Origin of the sequence: Parasphingorhabdus sp. DH2-15 (assembly GCF_051668705.1) — a bacterium.
Classification (GTDB): domain Bacteria; phylum Pseudomonadota; class Alphaproteobacteria; order Sphingomonadales; family Sphingomonadaceae; genus Alterisphingorhabdus.
On the sequence record NZ_CP196351.1, the window covers coordinates 251,735 to 271,865 of the forward strand.

Annotated in this window: 16 protein-coding genes; 9 read left to right on the plus strand and 7 right to left on the minus strand. The window is 51.8% G+C overall.

The genetic code is table 11. From position 1 onward, the window contains the following. Nucleotides 1-86 precede the first annotated feature (86 nt). Together ACR9YC_RS01170 and ACR9YC_RS01175 are read right to left on the minus strand one after the other, a co-directional pair. Nucleotides 87-2,210, minus strand: a complete 2,124-nt coding sequence (locus ACR9YC_RS01170; RefSeq protein ID WP_438728887.1) for a TonB-dependent receptor plug domain-containing protein — start codon at nucleotides 2,208-2,210, stop codon at nucleotides 87-89. 335 nt (nucleotides 2,211-2,545) lie between these two features. Next, complete coding sequence (locus tag ACR9YC_RS01175) at nucleotides 2,546-3,217, minus strand: HAD family hydrolase (RefSeq protein ID WP_438728889.1); 672 nt, start codon at nucleotides 3,215-3,217, stop codon at nucleotides 2,546-2,548. A gap of 89 nt (nucleotides 3,218-3,306) precedes the next feature. On the opposite strand from ACR9YC_RS01175, the gene ACR9YC_RS01180 reads away from it, so the two are divergent. From ACR9YC_RS01180 to ACR9YC_RS01195, 4 genes are read left to right on the plus strand one after another with little or no spacing between them, the layout of a single operon-like run. Further along, the gene (locus tag ACR9YC_RS01180; protein ID WP_438731909.1) at nucleotides 3,307-4,419 is read left to right on the plus strand and encodes an MlaE family lipid ABC transporter permease subunit; all 1,113 of its coding nucleotides are present in this window, start codon (nucleotides 3,307-3,309) and stop codon (nucleotides 4,417-4,419) included. Beyond that, nucleotides 4,419-5,231, plus strand: a complete 813-nt coding sequence (locus ACR9YC_RS01185; RefSeq protein ID WP_438728891.1) for an ABC transporter ATP-binding protein — start codon at nucleotides 4,419-4,421, stop codon at nucleotides 5,229-5,231. Before ACR9YC_RS01180 ends, ACR9YC_RS01185 begins: the two co-directional genes overlap by 1 nt. 5 nt (nucleotides 5,232-5,236) lie before the next feature. Then, on the plus strand, nucleotides 5,237-6,178 hold the full coding sequence (locus ACR9YC_RS01190) for an MlaD family protein (RefSeq protein ID WP_438728893.1): 942 nt from the start codon (nucleotides 5,237-5,239) through the stop codon (nucleotides 6,176-6,178). Continuing rightward, complete coding sequence (locus ACR9YC_RS01195; protein WP_438728895.1) at nucleotides 6,175-6,834, plus strand: ABC-type transport auxiliary lipoprotein family protein; 660 nt, start codon at nucleotides 6,175-6,177, stop codon at nucleotides 6,832-6,834. The genes ACR9YC_RS01190 and ACR9YC_RS01195 overlap by 4 nt, the downstream gene beginning before the upstream one ends. Before the next feature lie 94 nt (nucleotides 6,835-6,928). Here the strand turns inward: ACR9YC_RS01195 and ACR9YC_RS01200 are convergent, their stop codons facing one another. After that, on the minus strand, nucleotides 6,929-8,008 hold the full coding sequence (locus tag ACR9YC_RS01200) for a class I SAM-dependent methyltransferase (RefSeq protein ID WP_438728898.1): 1,080 nt from the start codon (nucleotides 8,006-8,008) through the stop codon (nucleotides 6,929-6,931). 7 nt (nucleotides 8,009-8,015) lie between these two features. Continuing rightward, on the minus strand, nucleotides 8,016-8,900 hold the full coding sequence (lgt, locus tag ACR9YC_RS01205) for a prolipoprotein diacylglyceryl transferase (RefSeq protein WP_438728900.1): 885 nt from the start codon (nucleotides 8,898-8,900) through the stop codon (nucleotides 8,016-8,018). A 79-nt stretch (nucleotides 8,901-8,979) separates the two neighbouring features. On the opposite strand from lgt, the gene ACR9YC_RS01210 reads away from it, so the two are divergent. Next, on the plus strand, nucleotides 8,980-10,683 hold the full coding sequence (locus tag ACR9YC_RS01210) for a class I adenylate-forming enzyme family protein (protein WP_438728902.1): 1,704 nt from the start codon (nucleotides 8,980-8,982) through the stop codon (nucleotides 10,681-10,683). Between the two features lie 21 nt (nucleotides 10,684-10,704). After that, nucleotides 10,705-13,488 (plus strand): [protein-PII] uridylyltransferase, encoded by a 2,784-nt coding sequence (locus ACR9YC_RS01215; RefSeq protein WP_438728904.1) that lies wholly within the window; start codon nucleotides 10,705-10,707, stop codon nucleotides 13,486-13,488. Between the two features lie 21 nt (nucleotides 13,489-13,509). On the opposite strand, the gene ribA is transcribed toward ACR9YC_RS01215, so the two are convergent. The 3 genes from ribA to ACR9YC_RS01230 all read right to left on the minus strand — a co-directional run bounded on the left by ribA (nucleotide 13,510) and on the right by ACR9YC_RS01230 (nucleotide 16,258). Next, on the minus strand, nucleotides 13,510-14,562 hold the full coding sequence (ribA, locus tag ACR9YC_RS01220; RefSeq protein WP_438731912.1) for a GTP cyclohydrolase II: 1,053 nt from the start codon (nucleotides 14,560-14,562) through the stop codon (nucleotides 13,510-13,512). 50 nt (nucleotides 14,563-14,612) lie between these two features. Continuing rightward, nucleotides 14,613-15,419, minus strand: coding sequence for an exodeoxyribonuclease III (locus ACR9YC_RS01225; RefSeq protein ID WP_438728906.1), 807 nt, complete (start codon nucleotides 15,417-15,419; stop codon nucleotides 14,613-14,615). Nucleotides 15,420-15,850: 431 nt separating this feature from the next. Beyond that, nucleotides 15,851-16,258: a DUF4402 domain-containing protein gene (locus ACR9YC_RS01230; protein ID WP_438728908.1), complete on the minus strand. Its 408-nt coding sequence runs from the start codon at nucleotides 16,256-16,258 to the stop codon at nucleotides 15,851-15,853. A 353-nt stretch (nucleotides 16,259-16,611) separates the two neighbouring features. On the opposite strand from ACR9YC_RS01230, the gene ACR9YC_RS01235 reads away from it, so the two are divergent. The 3 genes from ACR9YC_RS01235 to queC all read left to right on the plus strand — a co-directional run bounded on the left by ACR9YC_RS01235 (nucleotide 16,612) and on the right by queC (nucleotide 20,125). Then, nucleotides 16,612-17,547: an ABC transporter ATP-binding protein gene (locus ACR9YC_RS01235; protein ID WP_438728910.1), complete on the plus strand. Its 936-nt coding sequence runs from the start codon at nucleotides 16,612-16,614 to the stop codon at nucleotides 17,545-17,547. Between the two features lies 1 nt (nucleotide 17,548). Beyond that, nucleotides 17,549-19,153 carry an L-aspartate oxidase gene (gene nadB, locus ACR9YC_RS01240; protein ID WP_438728912.1) on the plus strand — a complete coding sequence of 535 codons (1,605 nt, stop codon included), beginning with the start codon at nucleotides 17,549-17,551 and terminating at the stop codon, nucleotides 19,151-19,153. 255 nt (nucleotides 19,154-19,408) lie between these two features. Beyond that, nucleotides 19,409-20,125, plus strand: a complete 717-nt coding sequence (gene queC / locus ACR9YC_RS01245) for a 7-cyano-7-deazaguanine synthase QueC (RefSeq protein ID WP_438728914.1) — start codon at nucleotides 19,409-19,411, stop codon at nucleotides 20,123-20,125. Nucleotides 20,126-20,131 lie beyond the last annotated feature (6 nt).

Sequence of the window (20,131 nt, forward strand, 5' to 3'; positions counted from 1 at the left end):
ATTGGCTACAGCCTGTTTTCCTGCCTATCGGGACAGAGATTGCCTCTTACATAGGTGTAATGACCAATGGTACAAGCGCAAACGGCTTAGAAATTGCCCGACACATCAAGGCCCAGCACCACACCAAACTCGCGCACGCGCCGCTCTGTAAAGGCAAGCGGCCCGTCACGGCGATCCTGCGAAATCTCGCGGATAAATGCGTCGCCTTGCCCGGTAATATTGCGCGCAGATGCCCGGACGGTGAGGCCCAATACATCCTTATTTTCGACGAATATGTTGATTTGCGGGCCAATGTTAAAGCGTCTGCTGCGCTGGTCCAAGCGGAAAACACTGGCGTCAAACTGGCGGCTTAAGCTGGTGCCCCACGCCCATTGTGTAGCCGGTATATCGTGGCGAAAATCTACTTCTATTGTGGCCATGCGCTCGCCATTAATGCGCCGCGCTATATTGGTGAGCGGATCATCTACGCGGCTGCGCTGAAAGAACAGACCCAGGTCAAGCCGTGCACCTTTATAACCAATAGGGTCGAGCAGGATTGTCCCGTTCAATTCCGCGCCATAGCGCGAGGCGCTGTCCAGATTGCCATTGGCTTCGGTCGTCGCTGTGATCGGCACTTGGTCAATAATATCGCTGATAACATTATAAAATGTCCGCAATGTCAGATTGCCAAGACCCCCCAAATTGCGCTGAGCCTCAATTTCAAAGTTCCAGCTTTGCTCTGGAACCAGCAGCGGATTGCCCGCATTTTCATTGTCATTGGCCAGATCAACATCGGCGATAAAAGCGCCAAAGTTCAATTGCCCAACGGCCCGTTCGATGGTCGCGTTAATATCCAGTCGTTTTGATGCGTTCCATGTGAATGCGACAGAGCCTTTGGGCCGCACAAAAGAGCGGGTTAGACCAGCAGGGCCGCTTTGCTGTAATTGGCTATATTCGACGCCCAAATTGGCCTGTAATGAAAGGTTGCTGGCCAGTTTTCGACCATAGCTGAATGTGCCTTCGCCGCGATATTCTTCAACCCTGCTGGTCGCATTTGTCAGTTCTTCAGGAACGAAAACGCCATTTTCATCAAGCAGGAACAGGTTGCCACGCGTATCCAGAAAGTTGAACGCACCTTCAAGCGCGATCTGCCAATCATTGCCATTTTTGGACTGCCAGCCATATTCGCTGCGGAAAATGCTCTCACCCTCATCGGCTGTTTGCTCAAAGCGACTACCAGTGGACGGCTGACCATCGCTGAAAATGGATTGAAACAGATTGACTTCCGGGCTGTGCTCAAAGCGTTGAAAGCCGATCAATTTCAAACGGCCACCACCAACGGCAAATTCATAGTCAGCACTAATCTCGAAATTGCGTTCATCTTCGCGGCGGCTAAAGGGCTCTGAGATGTCGGGCACGCCCTCTTCCACACGCAAGGTATCGATGGTGTTGCGAATATTGGAAATCTGGAAATTGCCGTTAAAATTGAAGATAGAACCGGCATCGCTCGTGCGGCCGTAAAAAAGGGTCAAAGTTGGCCGGTCACCGCGAAATTCCTGAATTTCATCACGAATGAAAAGCAGGCTGCCATCGGGCGCAGTGACTTCTTCAATGCCAAAATTACCACCCCGAAATGCGTTATTGGCCAATGTAACGGTGAAATCCGCTTTGCCCAATTTGCCGCTAACCGATATTTCGCCTTCAAACAGATTATCCTGAATCCGCTCACGCAGTCGCGGCCTCCATGAGAAATTGCCGCTTAATCCTGTTCGCTTAACGACCAAGTTGAGCACCTGACCTGTCAGACCGGGAATATCCAATGTTGCGCCATCGACAATCTCCAGCCTGACAACTGACTGTGCGTTGATCCTGCTTAATGCTGTAACGGCATCATTGCTTTTGCCGGAGATACGTTTGCCATTGATCAGCACATTTTGCGACGCCTGACCCAATCCGCGCTCATTATTGTCTGTGCCCGAAATGCTGAACCCAGGAATCTGCGCCACCATGTCCAGTGCTGTTCGCGGGTTAAAGCGGTCAAAATTTTCAGGTTTGTAGGTATCGCGACCATTTTCACGCACTGGCTGCAATTGCTGATTTTGCAGCAATATTGTTTCTGGGAGCGGTGTGGCGTTAGCATCACCAGCGGATGGCGGGGCAGTGTCTTGCGATTGTGCATATGCGGGCGCAGTGAGTGCCAAAATGCTAATGCCGGCAAACAACGTGGTCATATATAATGGGCGCGCAATGATATGCAAAGAAGCGGTGGAGAATGACATGGTCAACAATTTCTCTGCCAATGGGGCGGGGCTGGAAGAGCATTAGAGGGATATTGGGACTAGAATATGCAGATAATGCTAAAATTTGCCTAGGTCCAGATTTGCGATGCCGCATAAGCAGTGCCTATACATATTATGGCAAGGCTGTATCGACAGGCACATGTTTATTCGCGATGAAAAACATGTGTTTAGGATGATATGACAGCGCCGTGCGATAAAGTACAAGGATCTATCATATATCGCGGTAGCTCAGCGCTGGCCGCATATTGGCGCGTAAATAAAAGCATTTATGACCAGAGAGCTATGCGCCACCCCCTTTGCTCTGCCATGGCTTTAAGCGGTGCATGCGGGTTCACTGCAACAGGCTCACGCGCCAGTTCCAGCATGGGGGTATCCGAAACATGGTCTGAATAGCAGCGCAAGATGTTCCAGCTTTCCGCACCACCATGTTCGCTCAACCATTGCTGAATGCGCACCAGCTTCGCCTCCCCATAGCAATTATCGCCATCAATATCGGCCAATATATGTCCAAGATTATCTAGTTTCAGTTTCGTGCCCAGCACGTCATCACAGCCAATTTTGCTGCCTATTGCCTGTGCGTATAATTCATAAGAAGCGGTGGCCATCAAGATAGTGCAGCCCTCTGCTTTGTCGTGCGCGATTTGGGCACGCGCTTGGGCCATGCAGTTGTTGCCCAGAACCTTGTCAGCATAGCTGTTGATCGCACCTGATATGGGTTGCGGTTTTGCAGAGCGCCCAAGGAACAGCATCTGGTTGTATTCTTTCAGTCGTTCGCGGCTGAGCAGACGCAGTAAATAGGCGCACCCAAATACAGCCGAAACCGGAATAAAGACAAGACGCCAAGGTGCCTTTGTGCGTGCCATGTGGAGCAAGAACGCACTATAGGTAGCTTTGCGGGTAATGGTTTTGTCCATATCATAAATCACAAGATTGCGCATTTATAACAATTCCTTGAAAAGATCATTTGCAATATCTGGAGGGTCGATAAGGCCTTGTGAAAAATAATGATATGCCGCATGTAACATGGATGGAACACACTGCCGACTTTATTTTAGAAGACGATCAGGAGCATGGACAGGCTCTGCGTTTTTCCGGCAAGTTGGACATTATGTCATTGGGCAATTTGGACCAAGATCTCCGTGCTATTGATAGCGCTGTAGATGTCATTGATCTTGGTAATGTACAGAGTGTTGATACGGTTGGCGCGTGGATAGTTCACCGCCTAAGCCGTGACCATCAAGCGGCTATTATTGGCGCTTCGGACGAAGCGGCGCAGCTTATATCCGCCATTGGTGCGGCCGATGAACCGGGTGAGGTGCGCGCACCGCAGCTTATTGCGCCGCTGCGGATATTGAATGATGTTGGCGGCGCGGTGGCCGATGCTTTTTCTAGTATTTTAGGGCTTATTGGCTTTATCGGCAGTTTGCTGGCGGCCAGCCTATCAGTATTGCGCAATCCGCGCAGTTTCCGCTTTCGTGCCATGGTTCGTCATTTTGAGCTGGTGGGCGTTTCCGCATTGGGCATTATCGGCCTGATGAGCTTCCTGATCGGTATTGTGATCGCGCAGCAGGGCGCGGTTCAGCTCAGACAATTTGGCGCGGAAATTTTTACAGTCAATCTGGTGGGGCGGCTTACCTTGCGCGAATTGGGCGTTTTGATGACGGCTATCATGGTTGCGGGACGCTCAGGCTCTGCATTTGCGGCACAAATCGGAACGATGAAGCTAACTGAAGAAGTGGACGCAATGCGCACCATTGGCGTATCTCCGATGGAAGCACTTGTCTTACCGCGCGTTATGGCAGCGGTTTTGATGATGCCACTATTGGGCTTTTTTGCCTCCATGGTATCAATGGTCGGCGGCGCTGTTTTGTGCGCGATCGTCCTCGATATTCCCATAGCGACATTTGTGACGACTATTCAGCAGGTGGTGCCGCTTCATGACCTATGGGTTGGTCTCATTAAAGCGCCTGTATTCGGTGCTATTGTGGCATTGTCTGGCTGTTATCAGGGGATGTTGGTGTCTGGCAGCGCCGAAAATGTCGGTTTGAAAACAACATCTGCAGTTGTGCAGGCCATTTTCATGGTGTTCGTTCTGGATGCCTTTTTCGCAGTGTTTTTCACTTGGGTTGGGTGGGGCTGATGGTCGAACCGGTTATTTCGATCCGCGGTTTGCGCAACAGCTTTGATAAGCAAGTTGTACATGACGGGCTCGACCTTGATGTTTATCGGGGGGAAATTATTGGCGTTGTCGGCGGATCGGGCACAGGCAAATCTGTTTTGATGCGCTCTATTATCGGGCTGCAAACCCCTGATGAAGGCAGTATTGAAGTGTTGGGAAGTGCCGTGCATGGCAACCCTGATGATTATCTCGGTATCCGGCGGCGATGGGGCGTTTTGTTCCAAGGCGGCGCGCTTTTCTCTACCTTGACCGTGGCGGAAAATATCAATGTGCCGGTCAAGCAATTCTACCCAGAGATATCGCAGCAATTGCGGCACGAAATGGCCTTGTACAAGGTTGTTCTGAGCGGCTTGCCAGCAAGCGCTGCTTGTAAATATCCTGCAGAATTGTCTGGAGGTATGAAGAAACGTGCAGGACTGGCGCGCGCACTGGCGCTTGACCCTGAATTGCTGTTTCTTGACGAGCCAACGGCGGGATTAGACCCTATCGGGGCGGCGGCCTTTGACCAATTGACCCTGAATTTGAAGCAAACATTGGGCCTGACGGTTTTTCTTATCACGCACGATCTGGACACTTTGCATGAGATTTGTGATCGGGTTGCGGTTTTGGCTGACAAAAAGGTGATTGCAGTCGGCACGATAGATGAATTACTGGCGCTTGATCATCCTTGGATACAGGAATATTTTAACGGTCCACGCGGACGAGCAGCAAAAAGCGCACAAGAACGAGAGCATCAATTAGACTATGAATCTGGCGATGAGAGGTTAGACTGACGGTCATGGAAACGCGAGCAAATCATATTTGGGTAGGCGCTATCACGCTTGCGCTGTTGGCCGGACTGGCAATTTTCATCGTCTGGATAGCGCGTTTTGGTGACGGCACAGATAAAGAATATGATATTTTCTTCAAACAATCCGTTGCAGGCCTTGCTGTCGGTTCTGGCGTTGCCTTTTCAGGGGTGAATGCAGGACAGGTCACAGAGGTACAGCTATGGGAGAAAGACCCGGAATTTGTCCGTGTGCGGATCGCGGTTGATGAAAATGTACCTATATTACAAGGTACAACGGCTACGATACAAAGCGTTAGTTTTACAGCCCCACCGCAAATTCAACTGGATGGGGCGTTAAAAGGGCAAAAGCCAATTGCGAATCCCGGGCCTGAGGGTGTTCCGGTTATTCCAACTAAGCCGGGCGCATTAGGTGAATTGTTAAACAGTGCGCCTCTCCTGATTGAACGTTTGGCGACATTGACCGAAAGGTTGACGTCAACCTTGTCTCCGCAAAACCAGCAATCGATTGAAAAATTGCTGAAAGAAAGTGCGCGCCTGACCGAGTCATTGGCTGACCAGTCACCACAAATCGGGACCACATTGAAGGAATTGCAAGGAACTCTGCTAACGGCACAGTCAACACTGGATAAATATGGCGCACTGGCGGACAATGCGAATGGCTTGCTCGGCAAAGAGGGCTCAGCAATATCTGCAGAGCTGCGCAAGACTCTGGCCTCTGCGCAAACGGCATTGAATGAGCTGCAAGCGACGGCAAAAACCGCGCAGCCAGGGTTGAAGAAACTGTCAGACACAACCTTGCCGCAAACAGAAGCATTGATCCGTGATCTGCGCGAAACATCGGCGGCGCTGACCTCTTTGACTGAACGCATTAACGACGAAGGAGCGGCGTCATTGCTGTCTGCTCCGCCACTACCGGAATATGAGCCATGACCGATATGACGATAATCGCGCCTGCGAAAATGGTGAAGCCCAGAACATCCTCTCAATTGCGGCGCGGTGCGCTGGCTCTTGTCATGGTTCCCTTATTGGCACTCCCTGGTTGCGTCAGTATTGGCGCTGGTGGGGAACCACCCAGTGCGCTGCTGACATTACGCGCGGCAAATAGCATTGCTGATAATGCGGAACTCAGCACCCAAAATGGCGCGCCATTGGTGGTCAGTTTGCCGAACACTCCGCGATTATTGGATGGGATAAGAGTGCCCGTTCAGGTCAATGATACGTCCATCGCCTATGTGCAGCAGGCATTTTGGGCAGATAAGCCGTCGCGATTATTTCTGGCATTGCTCAAGGAAAGTCTATCGGCTCAAACCAACCGGCTAGTCCTGTCTGCCGATGAAGGGACTGCTGCAGATGCACTGCAATTGAGCGGGACATTGGCAGAGTTTGGCTATGATGCCGATAGCGGGCGCGCTGTTGCAACCTATGATGCTTTGCTGCGGGCTGCTGATGGCAGTGTATCTAGTCGCAGGTTCCGCGCTACAGCGCCCGTTTCTGCTGTGGAGCCAGGGCTTGTTGGCGAAGCCTTGAATGATGCGGCCAACAGCATAGCCGCTGATGTAGGTACTTGGGTAAAAGGCCAGATTTAAGGCCAGATTTAAGGCCTATGTAACGGCTATTTGTGCATCATTGCTTTGTTGTGATGGTCGGCCAGCCTGCCAATGACCTTGCCCATAAAGGCGCCTATGCTTTGCCAAAACCTTCTGGTTCTGGCCATCCAGCCGAACGCACGGCCATGACTTTGAACAAAGAGCCCATTTGGTCGTCATCAACCAGTCGCTGCAATGCTTGCGAGATAGTGTCTTGCTGGTCTGCTGCCGATTCCATCAGCAAATTGGCGCGTGCTTCTATGCCCAAGGCTTTCAGAAAAGCGCCTTGATCGACAGGGCCATCGATATGCGCATCACGTGCCTGAGCCATACGGGCAAGTTCAGCAAAGTTGACATGGGCGGTGAGATCACGTTCACCCGGATCGACAAATGGGTCGACTTTGTCATGCTTCCACACGGCCTGTAAGCTGCTGCCAAGACGATCCTGTTCATAGCCATAGTCAATGACCAGCAAGACACCGCCTTGAGCCGCGAGCCGACCGGCAATTTCAAAGGCTATACCGCTCGCCGCGGGGCAGGTTTCCAATATGCTGCCAGCCGGTGCATTGGCAAAGGTTTCTGGAACAGCTGCATCCATAGGACGGGAACCTGGCAGCGGCATGAAATGTTCACCGTCCCTGACCACCACACGTTCGCGCCAACCGGCATGGGTTGCGACAAGTTGACGGATAGGCAATGCATCAAAAAATTCATTGGCGACGATCAGCAATGGCCGGTCATTGGGCAGAGTTTCTACACTGTCATGCCATGTTGCGTCAGGTCTGACGGCGGACTGCATTTCGCGCAATACAGGGCTGCCTTCTATGAAATGCACCTCTGGCGCGACATTAAATTGCGCCATGGTGCGCAGAGCATCATTAGCGAGCGTACCGCGCCCGGGGCCAAGCTCGACATAAGCGGGACGATTGCTTGGCAAATCCATATCTTTGTCGCTTTGCCCATTGCTGCGCAGCCACATATCGGCGAGCCATATGCCCACCATTTCACCAAACATCTGGCTGATTTCTGGTGCCGTGGTGAAGTCGCCATCACTGCCCAAAGGATCGCGGCTGGAATAATAATGGGTATTGGCCTCACCCATAAAATGCGAGAGAGATATAGGGCCTGTGCTTTCAATCAAGCGGGACAATGTACGGGTTAGATCACCAGCCATGGAACGACTATGCCGCCTGCGTCGCGATAGGGGGCTGCTTTTCGCGGCTGGCGGCAGTGATCACAAAGTACAGACCGACCAGCACCATCGGCACAGTTAGCCATTGCCCCATGCTCAGGCCGGTACGTTCGGCAAATTCGATCAAATGGGAATCCGGATTGCGGAAAAATTCTATTGTGAACCGGCTTATTCCATAGACCACAGCAGCGGTGCCGAACAGCATGCCCGGCTTATAGCGTGCCCGTGTGTGCCAGAAAAGAATGTACAGAATGAACATCATCAACAAGCCTTCGCTTGCTGCTTCATATAGCTGGCTAGGATGGCGCGGCAGTGCAGCCGGGTCGGTATCTGTAAAGATAATGGCCCATGGCACATCGGTCGGCCTGCCCCATAGCTCGCCATTTATGAAATTGGCCAATCGTCCAAATAGCAGGCCAAACGGAATGACACAGGCAATATAATCGCAAAACCGCAGATAAGAGAGGTTTTCTTTGCGAGTCATATACCAGATGGCGATCATCACACCCAAAACGCCACCATGTAAGGACATACCGCCATCATGCAGCCTTAAGAGCTGATAGCTTATTAAGCCCTCGCCATCAAAGCGGATGAACAGGTCAGGCTTGTAAAAAAGTGCATAGCCAAGCCGGCCGCCAGCGATAACGCCAAATGTTGCAAAAAGAATGAAATCATCGGCGTGGCGCTGTGCTAGTGGTGCACCAGGCTGTTTAATAAGGCGGGTCAGATACCAATAGCCGATCAAAATACCGGCCAGATAAGCCAAAGAATACCAGCGCAGTTGAAACCAACCAATTTCGAGCAGTGTTTTGGACAAACCAAGCTCTTCAAATCGGACAAATTCTGTGCTTGTTGACAGAAGTGTAAAAATCAAGGTGATTCCCCGCGACAATGTGATAGCAAATAGTTTCATAGTCACAGAAGCGGCGAAGACCAAGTGGAGAGATATAAAAATGGCGACCGAACTAGACCAGATGATGCAGACCATTATGGACTCGCTAACTGCAGAAGGCGGGCAATTGGCCACAATACCCTATCAAAAATATGGTCAGGATCTGCCCATGCTGGCTGCTGCGCCGCCTGCTATGTCACATTATTTCGCCCATTTCTGCGCACAGCATGGCGATGCCGAGTTTCTGATTGATGGCGATATCCGTCTGAGTTTTGCTGAAACCTATGCCGCCTCAAAGCGTGTTGCGCAGGGTTTGATAGCGCATCATGGCCTGCAAAAAGGCGATCGTGTTGGTATCGCAGCGCGCAATTCGGCCAATTGGATCATCAATTTCTTCGGCATATTAATGTCTGGCGGCGTGGCCACCTTGCTCAATGGCTGGTGGCAAGGCGAAGAATTGGCCCATGGCATCAACAATGTTGAATGTTCCTTAGTGTTAGCAGATGCGCAGCGTGCAGCGCGTATTGCCGATCTGGAATCGGTTGAAAATGCGAAAATTATTATCTTCGATCACGACGTTTTGCCTGCGCAAGGTCTGGCCAATATTATTGGCGATGCAAGTGAAGATGTTGAACTGCCAGCCCTGACGGGCGATGATCTGGCGACTATCCTGTTCACATCAGGCTCAACGGGCCAATCCAAAGGCGCCTATTCTGATCATCGCGGTGTGGTGCAAGGGACATTTAGCTATATTGCCCAGACAATTATGGCTGCAGCGATTATGACGCAAAGAGGCACGCCGCCTCAAGGACAGCCCGCAACATTGCTGAACGTACCGCTTTTCCACGTGACTGCTATGGTGCCCGTCTTGCTGCAAAGCGTTGGCATTGGCCGCAAATTGTGCCTGATGCCAAAATGGGATGCTCAAAATGCCATGAAACTTATTGAACAGGAGAAAGTCAGCTATTTTGTTGGCGTGCCGCTGATGAGTTATGAACTGGCAACGCATCCTGAGCGGCACAAATATGATTTAACCAGCTGTACCGCCTTTGCTGCTGGCGGCGCGCCGCGCCCTGTCGATCATGTCAAACGTATCAAAGAAGAGATGGACTGGGCCTTCCCTCTGCTGGGCTATGGTTTGACCGAAACCAATGGCGTTGGCTGCGGCAACTTCAACGAAAATTACATGGCCAAACCACACAGCACGGGCACTGCATCGCGTCCGTTGGTCGATCTGGCGATATTGGACGATGATGGCAAGCCATTGCCAGACGGTGAGGTTGGCGAAGTCTCCATTCGCTCTGTCTGTAATTTCCTTGGTTATTGGAATAATGAGGACGCAACCAAGTCCGCGATCATGCCCGATGGATATTTCCGCACAGGTGATCTGGGCTATCTGGATGATGAAGGCTATTTGTTCATCGTTGATCGCAAAAAGGATATTGTTATCCGCGGCGGCGAGAATATCAGCTGTATCGAGGTTGAAGCTGCCATTTATGCCCATGATGATATTGCAGAAGCGTGCGTCTTTGGCCTGCCGGATGAGCGCTTTGGCGAAGTGCCCGGCGCAACCTATTATGCCAAGGCTGGCCGCAATGTGAGCGAGGAAGAATTGCGCGAATTTTTGAAAACCAAATTGGCGCCTTTCAAAATCCCTGCGCGGTTCTGGGTTGCTGATGCTGCCCTGCCAAAATTGGGCACGGAAAAGATTGATAAAGTCACTCTGCGCAAGAAATATACAGCCGTGGTTGAAGCGGGTGGGTGATCTGATTATCCTGACACGCGCATGATTGCTGATGTCCCCAACCGGCGTGAAATTATTCACCGTGCGCTTTTGTCGGATCAGATATCCCGACTGGTTGGCGAGCATGGCGATGGTGCGCGGTCACATATCGTAACATTGCTGCGTGACGCGCTGGATAAGGGGCGGGCAGAAATTGCACGGCGGTTGCTGGAGCAGCCGACAGATGGGCATAGCTGCGCCGCGGCACAGAGCTTTCTGGTTGATCAGCTGGTCCGCATAATTTATGATTATGCCGTAACCTATATCTATCCGGAAAATAACCGCACTGCTGGTGAGCGCATGGCACTGGCGGCAGTTGGTGGATATGGACGCGGGGAAATGGCGCCGCACAGCGATGTTGATATCGCCTTTCTGACCCCAATGCGCAAAAATAGCTGGGTTGAACAAGTAACTGAAGCCATCTTGTATATGCTGTGGGATCTGGGGCTGAAGGTCGGCCAGTCTAGCCGTTCACTTGATGAGATGGTGCGGCTTAGCAAAGAAGATTTGACCATCCGTACAACCATGTTGGAGTGCCGTTATATCTGGGGCGATAAAGCCCTATATGATGAATCTGCGATACGCTTTCGCAATGAGGTTCAGCATGGGAGTGAGCGCGCATTCATTGCTGGCAAGCTGGAAGAACGCGACGCACGCCATGTCCGCATGGGTGATAGCCGCTATGTGGTTGAACCCAATGTTAAAGATGGCAAAGGGGGACTGCGCGATATGCATACGCTCTACTGGATCGGCAAATATGTCTATAATGCGCGCGGTGCTGAAGAGCTGGTGGATAAAGGCCTGTTCAACCAGACAGAATTTCGCGGATTTAGAAGAGCGGCCAATTTCTTTTGGGCAGTGCGGTGCCATTTGCATGACATTACCGGACGGGCAGAAGACAGGCTGACCTTTGATTTGCAACGTGAAGTGGCCGCGCGCATGCATTATGCTGATCGGCCCGGCAAATCGGCGGTTGAGCGGTTCATGCAATTCTATTTTCTCAACGCCAAAAAAGTGGGTGACCTTACCGGGATTTTCCTCGCTCAGGCTGATGAACGCTTTGCGGCGCGTGGCCGGCGCTATATGCCCAAAATTGTTCGCCGTCCGGCAAAGCTGAATGGCTTTACTGTGGAGCGCGGTAAGCTCAGCATTCCTAGCGCGGGGTTTTTTCAAGAGAATCCCGTCCGGTTGATTGAGATGTTTCATTTGGCTGATAAATTTGGCTGGGAGATTCACCCCAATGCCATGCGGCAGGCTACGCGCGATGCGAAATTGCATACGCCGGGCGTGCGCGATGATCGGCAGGCCAACAAATTATTCCTTGATATTTTGACCAGCGGTAAGACACCGGAACAGGTGTTGCGCTGGATGAATGAATCCACAGTGTTCGGGCGCTTCATTCCAGAATTTGGCCGTATCGTTGCGCAAATGCAGTTTGATATGTACCATCATTATACAGTCGATGAACATAGTATTCGCGCCATTGGTTTGCTGTCACGGATCAAAAATGGCGCATTGCGTGAAGATCATGAATTGGTCAGCGAGTTAATCAAGACATTGACCACTTACCGCGTGCTGGCGGCTTCTGTATTGTTGCATGACATTGCTAAGGGGCGCGGCGGGGACCATAGCGTGCTGGGTGCTCAGGTTGCGCTGGAGCTGTGTCCGCGTCTGGGGCTTAGCCAAGCAGAAACAGAATTGGTGTCATGGTTGGTGCGTCATCATTTGTTGATGTCTGCCACGGCATTTAAGCGGGATCTGGCCGATTCCAAAACCATTGCCGATTTTGCCGGTCAGGTGAAAAGTCTGGAACGGTTGAAATTGCTACTGATTTTGACAGTTGTTGATATTGGCGCTGTCGGGCCGGGCGTATGGAACAGCTGGAAGCGGCAATTGCTGACCAACCTTTATGATGCGACAGAAGAATTGCTGCGTCTGGGTCATAAGCAAAGAGGCCGCGACCAGAAAATTGTGGCAAAGAAAGAGCAGGTGCGCGGCGAGCTTAGTGATATTGAGCAAAAGCGGCTGGATATGCTGATTGAGAGTTTGAGCGGTTCCTATTGGATTGCCGAACCGGTTGATGTCATCGCGCGCAATATTCGCCAGATTATCAGGTTGGATGATACACCGCTGTCCATAGAGATGAGCGAGAATGCTGAGCGTGGGGCAACGCTGATAACCGTGTGTACTGGCGATCATCCGGGCCTGTTTTACCGCATCGCTGGCGGTATTCATGCAGCTGGTGGCAATATCATTGATGCGCGTATTCACACCACCAATCAGGGCATCGCGCTGGACAATTTTCTGGTGCAGGACAGTTTTGGCAAGCCACTGGTTGATGACAGCAGAATTGCCAGAATGGCATCGGCTATTGAGGATGCGCTGACCAATCGCATGGCCATGCGCAAAAAGCTTGATAAGCGCCAGCCAGCGAGCCGCACCAGTGCATTTTCAATCACGCCTTTTGTGGTGATCGATAATAGTGCATCGAACAAATATACAGTGATTGAGGTCAGCGCTGCAGACAGGCCGGCCCTGCTGCATCGGCTGGCGCAAAGGCTATTTAACGCTAAGTTGATTGTTCACAGTGCGCATATCGCAACCTGGGGTGAACGCGCGGTCGATACATTTTATGTCACCGACTTGCTGGGCTATAAGCTGACAGATCGCACACGGATGAAGCGGCTGGAAAAGGCGCTTGCTACTGCTGCAACAGAGGCAGAAGATATTGCAGCAGGCAATATTACCAGCGAAGAATTGTCAGAAAAACTCTCTGTTACCGCTTAGCTTGCGGCCGATTGGCTCCGACTAAAGAATATGTCCTGTACGGTCCCTTTTGGTATCAAGATAGCGTTTGTTATGCGGATTGTCAGGCGTGATAAGCGCGAGACGTTCGGCAATTGTCACGCCATTTTCTTCTAGTCTGGCAACTTTGTCAGGATTGTTGGTGAGCAACCGAATTTGCTCTGCTCCCAAAAGTTTGAGCATCTGCGCTGCAACGCCAAAATCGCGGGCATCAGTGGCAAAACCCAGCCGGTTATTGGCCTCAACTGTATCAAAGCCTTGATCCTGCAATTGATAGGCGCGCAATTTGTTGATCAGCCCGATAGCGCGGCCTTCCTGCCGCAAATACAGTAATATGCCCCATTGTGCGCCAGATATGCTGGTGAGAGCAGCGTCAAGCTGTGGGCCGCAATCGCATTTCAGGCTACCCAATATGTCACCGGTCAGGCACTCGCTATGCAGACGTACAAGCGGCGGCGAGGCATCGCGATTGCCGACCACAAGGGCAATATGTTCGCGGTGATCTGCGGCTGAACGAAAAGCGATGATTTCAGCCTTGCTATCGACCGATACGGGCAAATGCGCCTGCGCAGCAATGACCAGTTGATGCGCATCGGCATAGGCCGCGACATCGGCTGCATTTATGCAGTTTAGCTCGGGCACATTATAGCCGTTATCAAGAACCAGAAAGGCCGGTAATATTCCCGCATGGCGCGCCAATTCCATTGCTGCCTCACTGGCGGATTGGCTAGGCAGAGGCGCTGCGTAAAATGGCCCTTTCATCGGGAAACGCATATCGCTGGCCGGGTTGGCAATGGCCATGGCATATTGCGCGGTGGCAGCTTTAGGCAGGCTAATCATAACCGGCGCATGCGCCGTTGCTGCGTCGCGTTGGTTGATGATTTTCAATGTCGCGGCACGTGCTGCAGAAATTAGCATGGTCTGCGTCGCGCCTGGTATCGCTGCGAAAGCGGTTTCAGCGGCCATTAGCGTGAGTGTGTTATCGCCTGCCGTAATCCGTACCGGCCAGCCGCGTTGCAACCCGTCCAGTGCCCGCGCTGTGTTGATCTCGGCCAACCGGCTATGCGTGCCTTGCGCATCCGGCTCACCTGAACCAGCATTGGTCATTAGATGGCAAACTCGGTGATGAGCGGGGCGTGGTCAGATGGCTTCACCCATGACCGGCATTTTTCCGCAACCTCGTGCGATACGGCACTTTGTTCCAATTCGGGTGATGACCAGACATGGTCGAGGCGGCGGCCACGGTCTGATTTTGCCCAATCTTTGGCGCGGTAGCTCCACCAGCTGTAAAGGCGCTGCGGGGCAGGGTAGAATTTGCGCCCGAGATCGCACCAACCATGCGCAGCCTTTAGCTGATCAAGATGCTCCACCTCAATGGGCGTGTGGGATACGACTTTCAGCAATTGTTTATGGTTCCACACATCGCTTTCCAAAGGCGCAACATTAAAGTCACCAACCAGAATTGTTGGTTGATCAATGGTTTCGGACCAATCGGTCATGCGGTTCAGAAAGTCGAGTTTTTGGCCAAATTTCGGATTTTTCTCACGATCGGGTATATCTCCTCCAGCGGGGATATATACATTTTCAAGCCGTACCGTCTTTCCGGCTGGCCCCTCTATTGTCACCCCAACATGACGTGCTTCGCCATTGGCCTGCCAGTCATTACGCGTCACATTGGTTAGCGGCAATTTGCTCAATATAGCGACACCATGATGCATAGGCTGGCCGTGCAAAGCGTGATGCTCAAAACCGAGTTCACGAAATGATTCCAGGGGGAAAAGATCGTCAACGACCTTCGTTTCCTGCAGACACAAAATATCCGGCGCAAATTCCTTGATGAAATCCTGCACCAGTTCCAGCCGGAACCTTACGCTGTTGATATTCCATGAGACGATACGAGTGGGAGCTGTCATGCCCAGTATCTAGCCATATATTGGCACAAACCCAAGGGGCTGAAGGAAATAAATCACCTTATTGTGAATTAGGAATTTTCTATATCCGGTATGAGCAATGGTGATGATAATAAAATCCCCCGTCTCAGGGGCAGTGAGACGGGGGCGGTATGCGGTGTGACGCGCAATATCACCCAAAGGCGATAATTGACATTATAGGGAAAACAGGGGGGAAACCCTATAAAATCAACACCCTAATAATAGTGGCCAATTACTGTCAAATATATGAACAGAAACCCGCCACGATGGTTCTTGTCGACAGTCTGGGGCAGTTGGTCGTTTCGCTATAGTTACTTTCTGGGTAAGCACAGGCCATTCATAGGCAGAATCTGTTGCATGCGAAATGGACCGCTTATCGGCGCGTTAGCTGATTCGGTTTTTCTATTGGAATTTCAGAAATAATCGACCGTTAGTGCAAAGCTGCCCTGATAGACGCCGGCTGCCTGATTTGCGGCGACGCGTATCTGTCCTCCCACTGCAAATTGCGCCGTGCCAGTGGCATCAAGAAATCTGTTGCGGCCACCATCCAGACGGAACCTGTTCAAGCGCATGGTCTCGGTTCCGCCGACACGGGTTAAATCAACGCGATTCTGGCTGAGGGTTATACGTACACGTTCATTAGCATCACCGCTGACGGTAAAGGTCGCACGGCTTACTGTGCCGCCCACAATTGTGGCATTGCCGCTAAAAACTGTCAGAACGCCGGTGTCCGGATCAATGCGCAGGCGGCTAAGCCCTGTTCCGGGTATGATTGTACCGAAGTCCATTGCACCGTCATTTTGCACTATGACAGGAGTCATTATGTCGACATTTATGCGACCGTTAGATTGTGCATAAACAGGTGCTGCGGACAGCAAATGCGCAATGACTATGATGCCTAGCAAAGACATATGTTTATAGACCGTGTGGCCGCGCATAATATAGGACAGAACTAACATCACAGCATAATGACATGCAGGCTTGTCATTTCGGTTGTTAAATATGGTTAATTGAACGTAAAAATGTGGCTTTGTCCACTCTAAAGATGGTCGTTACATTTTACCTTCGCCCCTATTCTCAAAGGCACTTGCCGCAACCGGTCTATGACGTCTAAAGCTCTGGTGATTGGGATATGGTTGGCTGGCTTTCTCACAGCCACAAATAAGGACTGCAAATGACCGAAGCGGCGATTGCCATTAGTAATATGAGCAAAATCTATGCAGGTTCGGGAACAGAGCCACCCAAAAAGGCGCTGGATAATGTCAGCCTGACGGTCCGCCGCGGAGAGATTTTTGGTCTGCTTGGCCCCAATGGCGCGGGCAAGTCCACCATGATCAATATTCTGGCCGGTCTGGTCAACAAAAGTGCGGGCAATGCCTCTATCTGGGGCTTTGATATTGATGCCAATCCCCGCAATGCAAAGGTTTCCATCGGCATTGTGCCGCAGGAAATAGTGTTTGATCCGTTTTTCTCTCCTGCCGAAGTGCTGGAAGTGCAGGCCGGTTTATATGGCGTGCCCAAAGACAAACGCAAAACCATGGAATTGCTGCGCGCGGTGCGGCTGGAGGATAAGGCAAATGCCTATGCCCGCAGCCTGTCCGGCGGCATGAAACGCCGCTTATTGGTGGCCAAGGCAATGGTTCATTCGCCGCCCATATTGGTGCTGGACGAGCCGACGGCAGGCGTTGATATTGAATTGCGTCAACAGCTTTGGGACTATGTACGCGCATTGAATGCGCAGGGCGTGACTATTGTTTTGACCACCCATTATCTGGAAGAGGCTGAACAATTATGTGACCGTATTGGTATTATCAATCATGGTGAAATGATTGCGCTGGAGGATACAGCAAAGCTGGTCGGTATGGCGCGAGAGAAAATCATTGTCGTCAGCACGGCCGCGCCGATCACCACTTTGCCAAGCGACCCATTGTTTGAAAAAGTTGAGCAAAGCGACGCCAACACACTGAAAATCACGTATGACAAAGACACGACAAATGCCGGGCAAGTGCTGACCACGGTGCAGGCTGCTGGTGTGGAAATTGTTGATGTGACCACGCAAGAAGCCGATCTGGAAGACGTGTTTCTCAACCTTACACGGGCTAAGGCGTGAGATGGCATACACGGAGGATTACGACGTCCTGATCATTGGTTCTGGTGCGGCCGGACTGTCTGCGGCGATTACCTTGGCGAGCGAGCATAAGGTGCTGGTCTTGGCCAAAGGCGCTATTTCAGATGGCTCTACCGCTTGGGCGCAAGGCGGCATTGCGGCGGTGCTGGAACCGGGCGATACATTTGACAGCCATATTGAAGACACCATGGTGGCGGGTGCTGGCCTAAATCGGCGAGAGACAGTGGAATTTGTCGTCGAAAATGCGCCGCAGTCGATTGATCGGCTGATACAATATGGCGTGCCATTTAACCGCGAAGGCGATGATGATTTACACCTGACGCGGGAAGGTGGGCACAGCCATCGCCGTATAGTGCATGTTGATGATGCCACCGGCTGGGCCGTGCAGGAAGCGCTGGAACGCGCTGCCAATGCCAATCCGAATATCACCATGGTGCCCGATATGGTGGCGGTTGATCTGATACTGGATCGCCATTTAGAGCAGCCAACGGGCGAACAGCGGGTCTGGGGCTGTTATGCATTAAACCGCCAGACGGGGCGGGTTGAAGCGATCACTGCGCCAGCCACTATCTTGGCGACCGGCGGGGCGGGTCGGACATATTTATTCTCAACATCACCGCGCGGCGCAACGGGTGATGGCATTGCCATGGCGTGGCGCGCAGGCGCGCGCGTCTCCAATATGGAGATGATGCAGTTTCACCCAACATGCCTCTATAATCTGGAGGTGAAAAACTTTCTGATTACAGAGGCAGTGCGCGGTGAGGGCGGCCATTTGCTGATCCCTGCCAAAGAAAAAGGCCAGCCTGGTTATCGTTTCATGGGCGATTTTGATGATCGTATGGAGCTGGCACCGCGGGATGTTGTCGCACGCGCCATTGACCATGAGATTAAGCGGCTGGGTCTGGACTATGTTCATCTTGATATCAGCCATAAGCCGCCGGAATTTGTGAAGGGCCATTTCCCGACAATTTATGAAAAACTCATGGGGCTGGGTATTGATATCACTCAGGAGCCGATACCTGTGGTACCTGCCCAGCATTACACCTGTGGCGGCGTATTGATCGACCTAAAAGGTCGTACGGACCTGCCCGGTCTTTATGCAGCCGGTGAAGTGAGCGAGTCCGGCCTTCATGGTGCCAATCGATTGGCTTCGAACAGCCTGTTGGAGTGCTTTGTGTTTGGTGATGCCGCCGCCAATGACATTTTGGAAAACTGGAACGATATGTCTACGCCCCCAAAGGTGCAGCCTTGGGACGAAAGCCGCGTTACCGATTCTGATGAAGAGGTTGTGGTGCAGCATAATTGGCGCGAGATCCGCCGTTTCATGTGGGATTATGTTGGCATTGTCCGTACGACCAAAAGACTGGAACGCGCGAATAACCGGGTCAAATTGCTGGCCAGTGAAGTTGAAGATTATTACGGCAATTTCCGCGTTACGGCTGATTTGATTGAGCTGCGCAATTTGGTTGAAGTCGCTGGGTTGATTGTGCGCTCCGCATTGGATCGTAAGGAAAGCAGAGGTCTGCACTTTACGTCAGACTATCCCGATCTGTTAGATGTTGCTCAGGACACTTTGCTCGAGCCCTAAATAGCAATAGATGCTGGAATTGCCGCGCTCTGGCATAATCAAAACCATTCATGGTTAGCCATTTGTTAACCGTGTTTCCCTATAAGAAATATGTACCGTTTGACGGTGCGCTTTCCTCCCTTTCAGGTTCTATGCCTGCCCTTGGGGGTACTCCGCGGAGTGCCCCCAAATTTTCTCCAATCAAAATCACACGCTGCGCTGCACCTTGTTTAGCCTATGCTTGCACCGTCTTCATGCCTTGTTTAGGGCGTTGGCATGAGCGAATCCGAAGACATAAAACCGCACAAAGATGTGCCCGCTGTCGTGCTGCTATCTGGCGGACTTGATTCGATGGTCTGTGCGGCTTTGGCCAAGGAGCAGGGTTTTCGCGTTTTTGCCCTGACCATTGATTATAACCAACGCCACCGGGTTGAGATTGCGGCTGCACAAAATATCGCTGCGCATCTTGGCCTTGAAAAGCATATTATATTGCCGCTTGATTTGCGCCAATTTGGCGGTTCCGCGCTTACCGCAGATATTTCCGTCCCCAAGACCGGCGTGGGAGATGATATTCCCGTCACCTATGTGCCTGCGCGCAATCTGGTTTTTCTGTCGCTCACACTCGCATGGGCAGAGGCAGTGAATGCCCAGAATATTTTTATCGGCGTCAATGCATTGGATTATTCCGGCTATCCGGACTGTCGGCCCGAATTTATTGCCAAATTTGGTGAACTTGCCGAACTGGCCACCAAGGCAGGCGATCAAGATATGGGTGAGGCCAGCCACTTTACCATCAATACGCCGCTGCAATATATGACCAAAGCGCAGATTGCCGCTGAGGCAAAGCGCTTGGGGCTTGATCCGGCGATGAGCTGGTCCTGTTATGACCCGTCGGAAGATGGCATGGCCTGCGGATTGTGCGACTCATGCCGCTTGCGTAAACAGGGTTTTGCTGATGCAGCTGTTGAGGACACTACACCCTATAAAGCGTAAATTGCT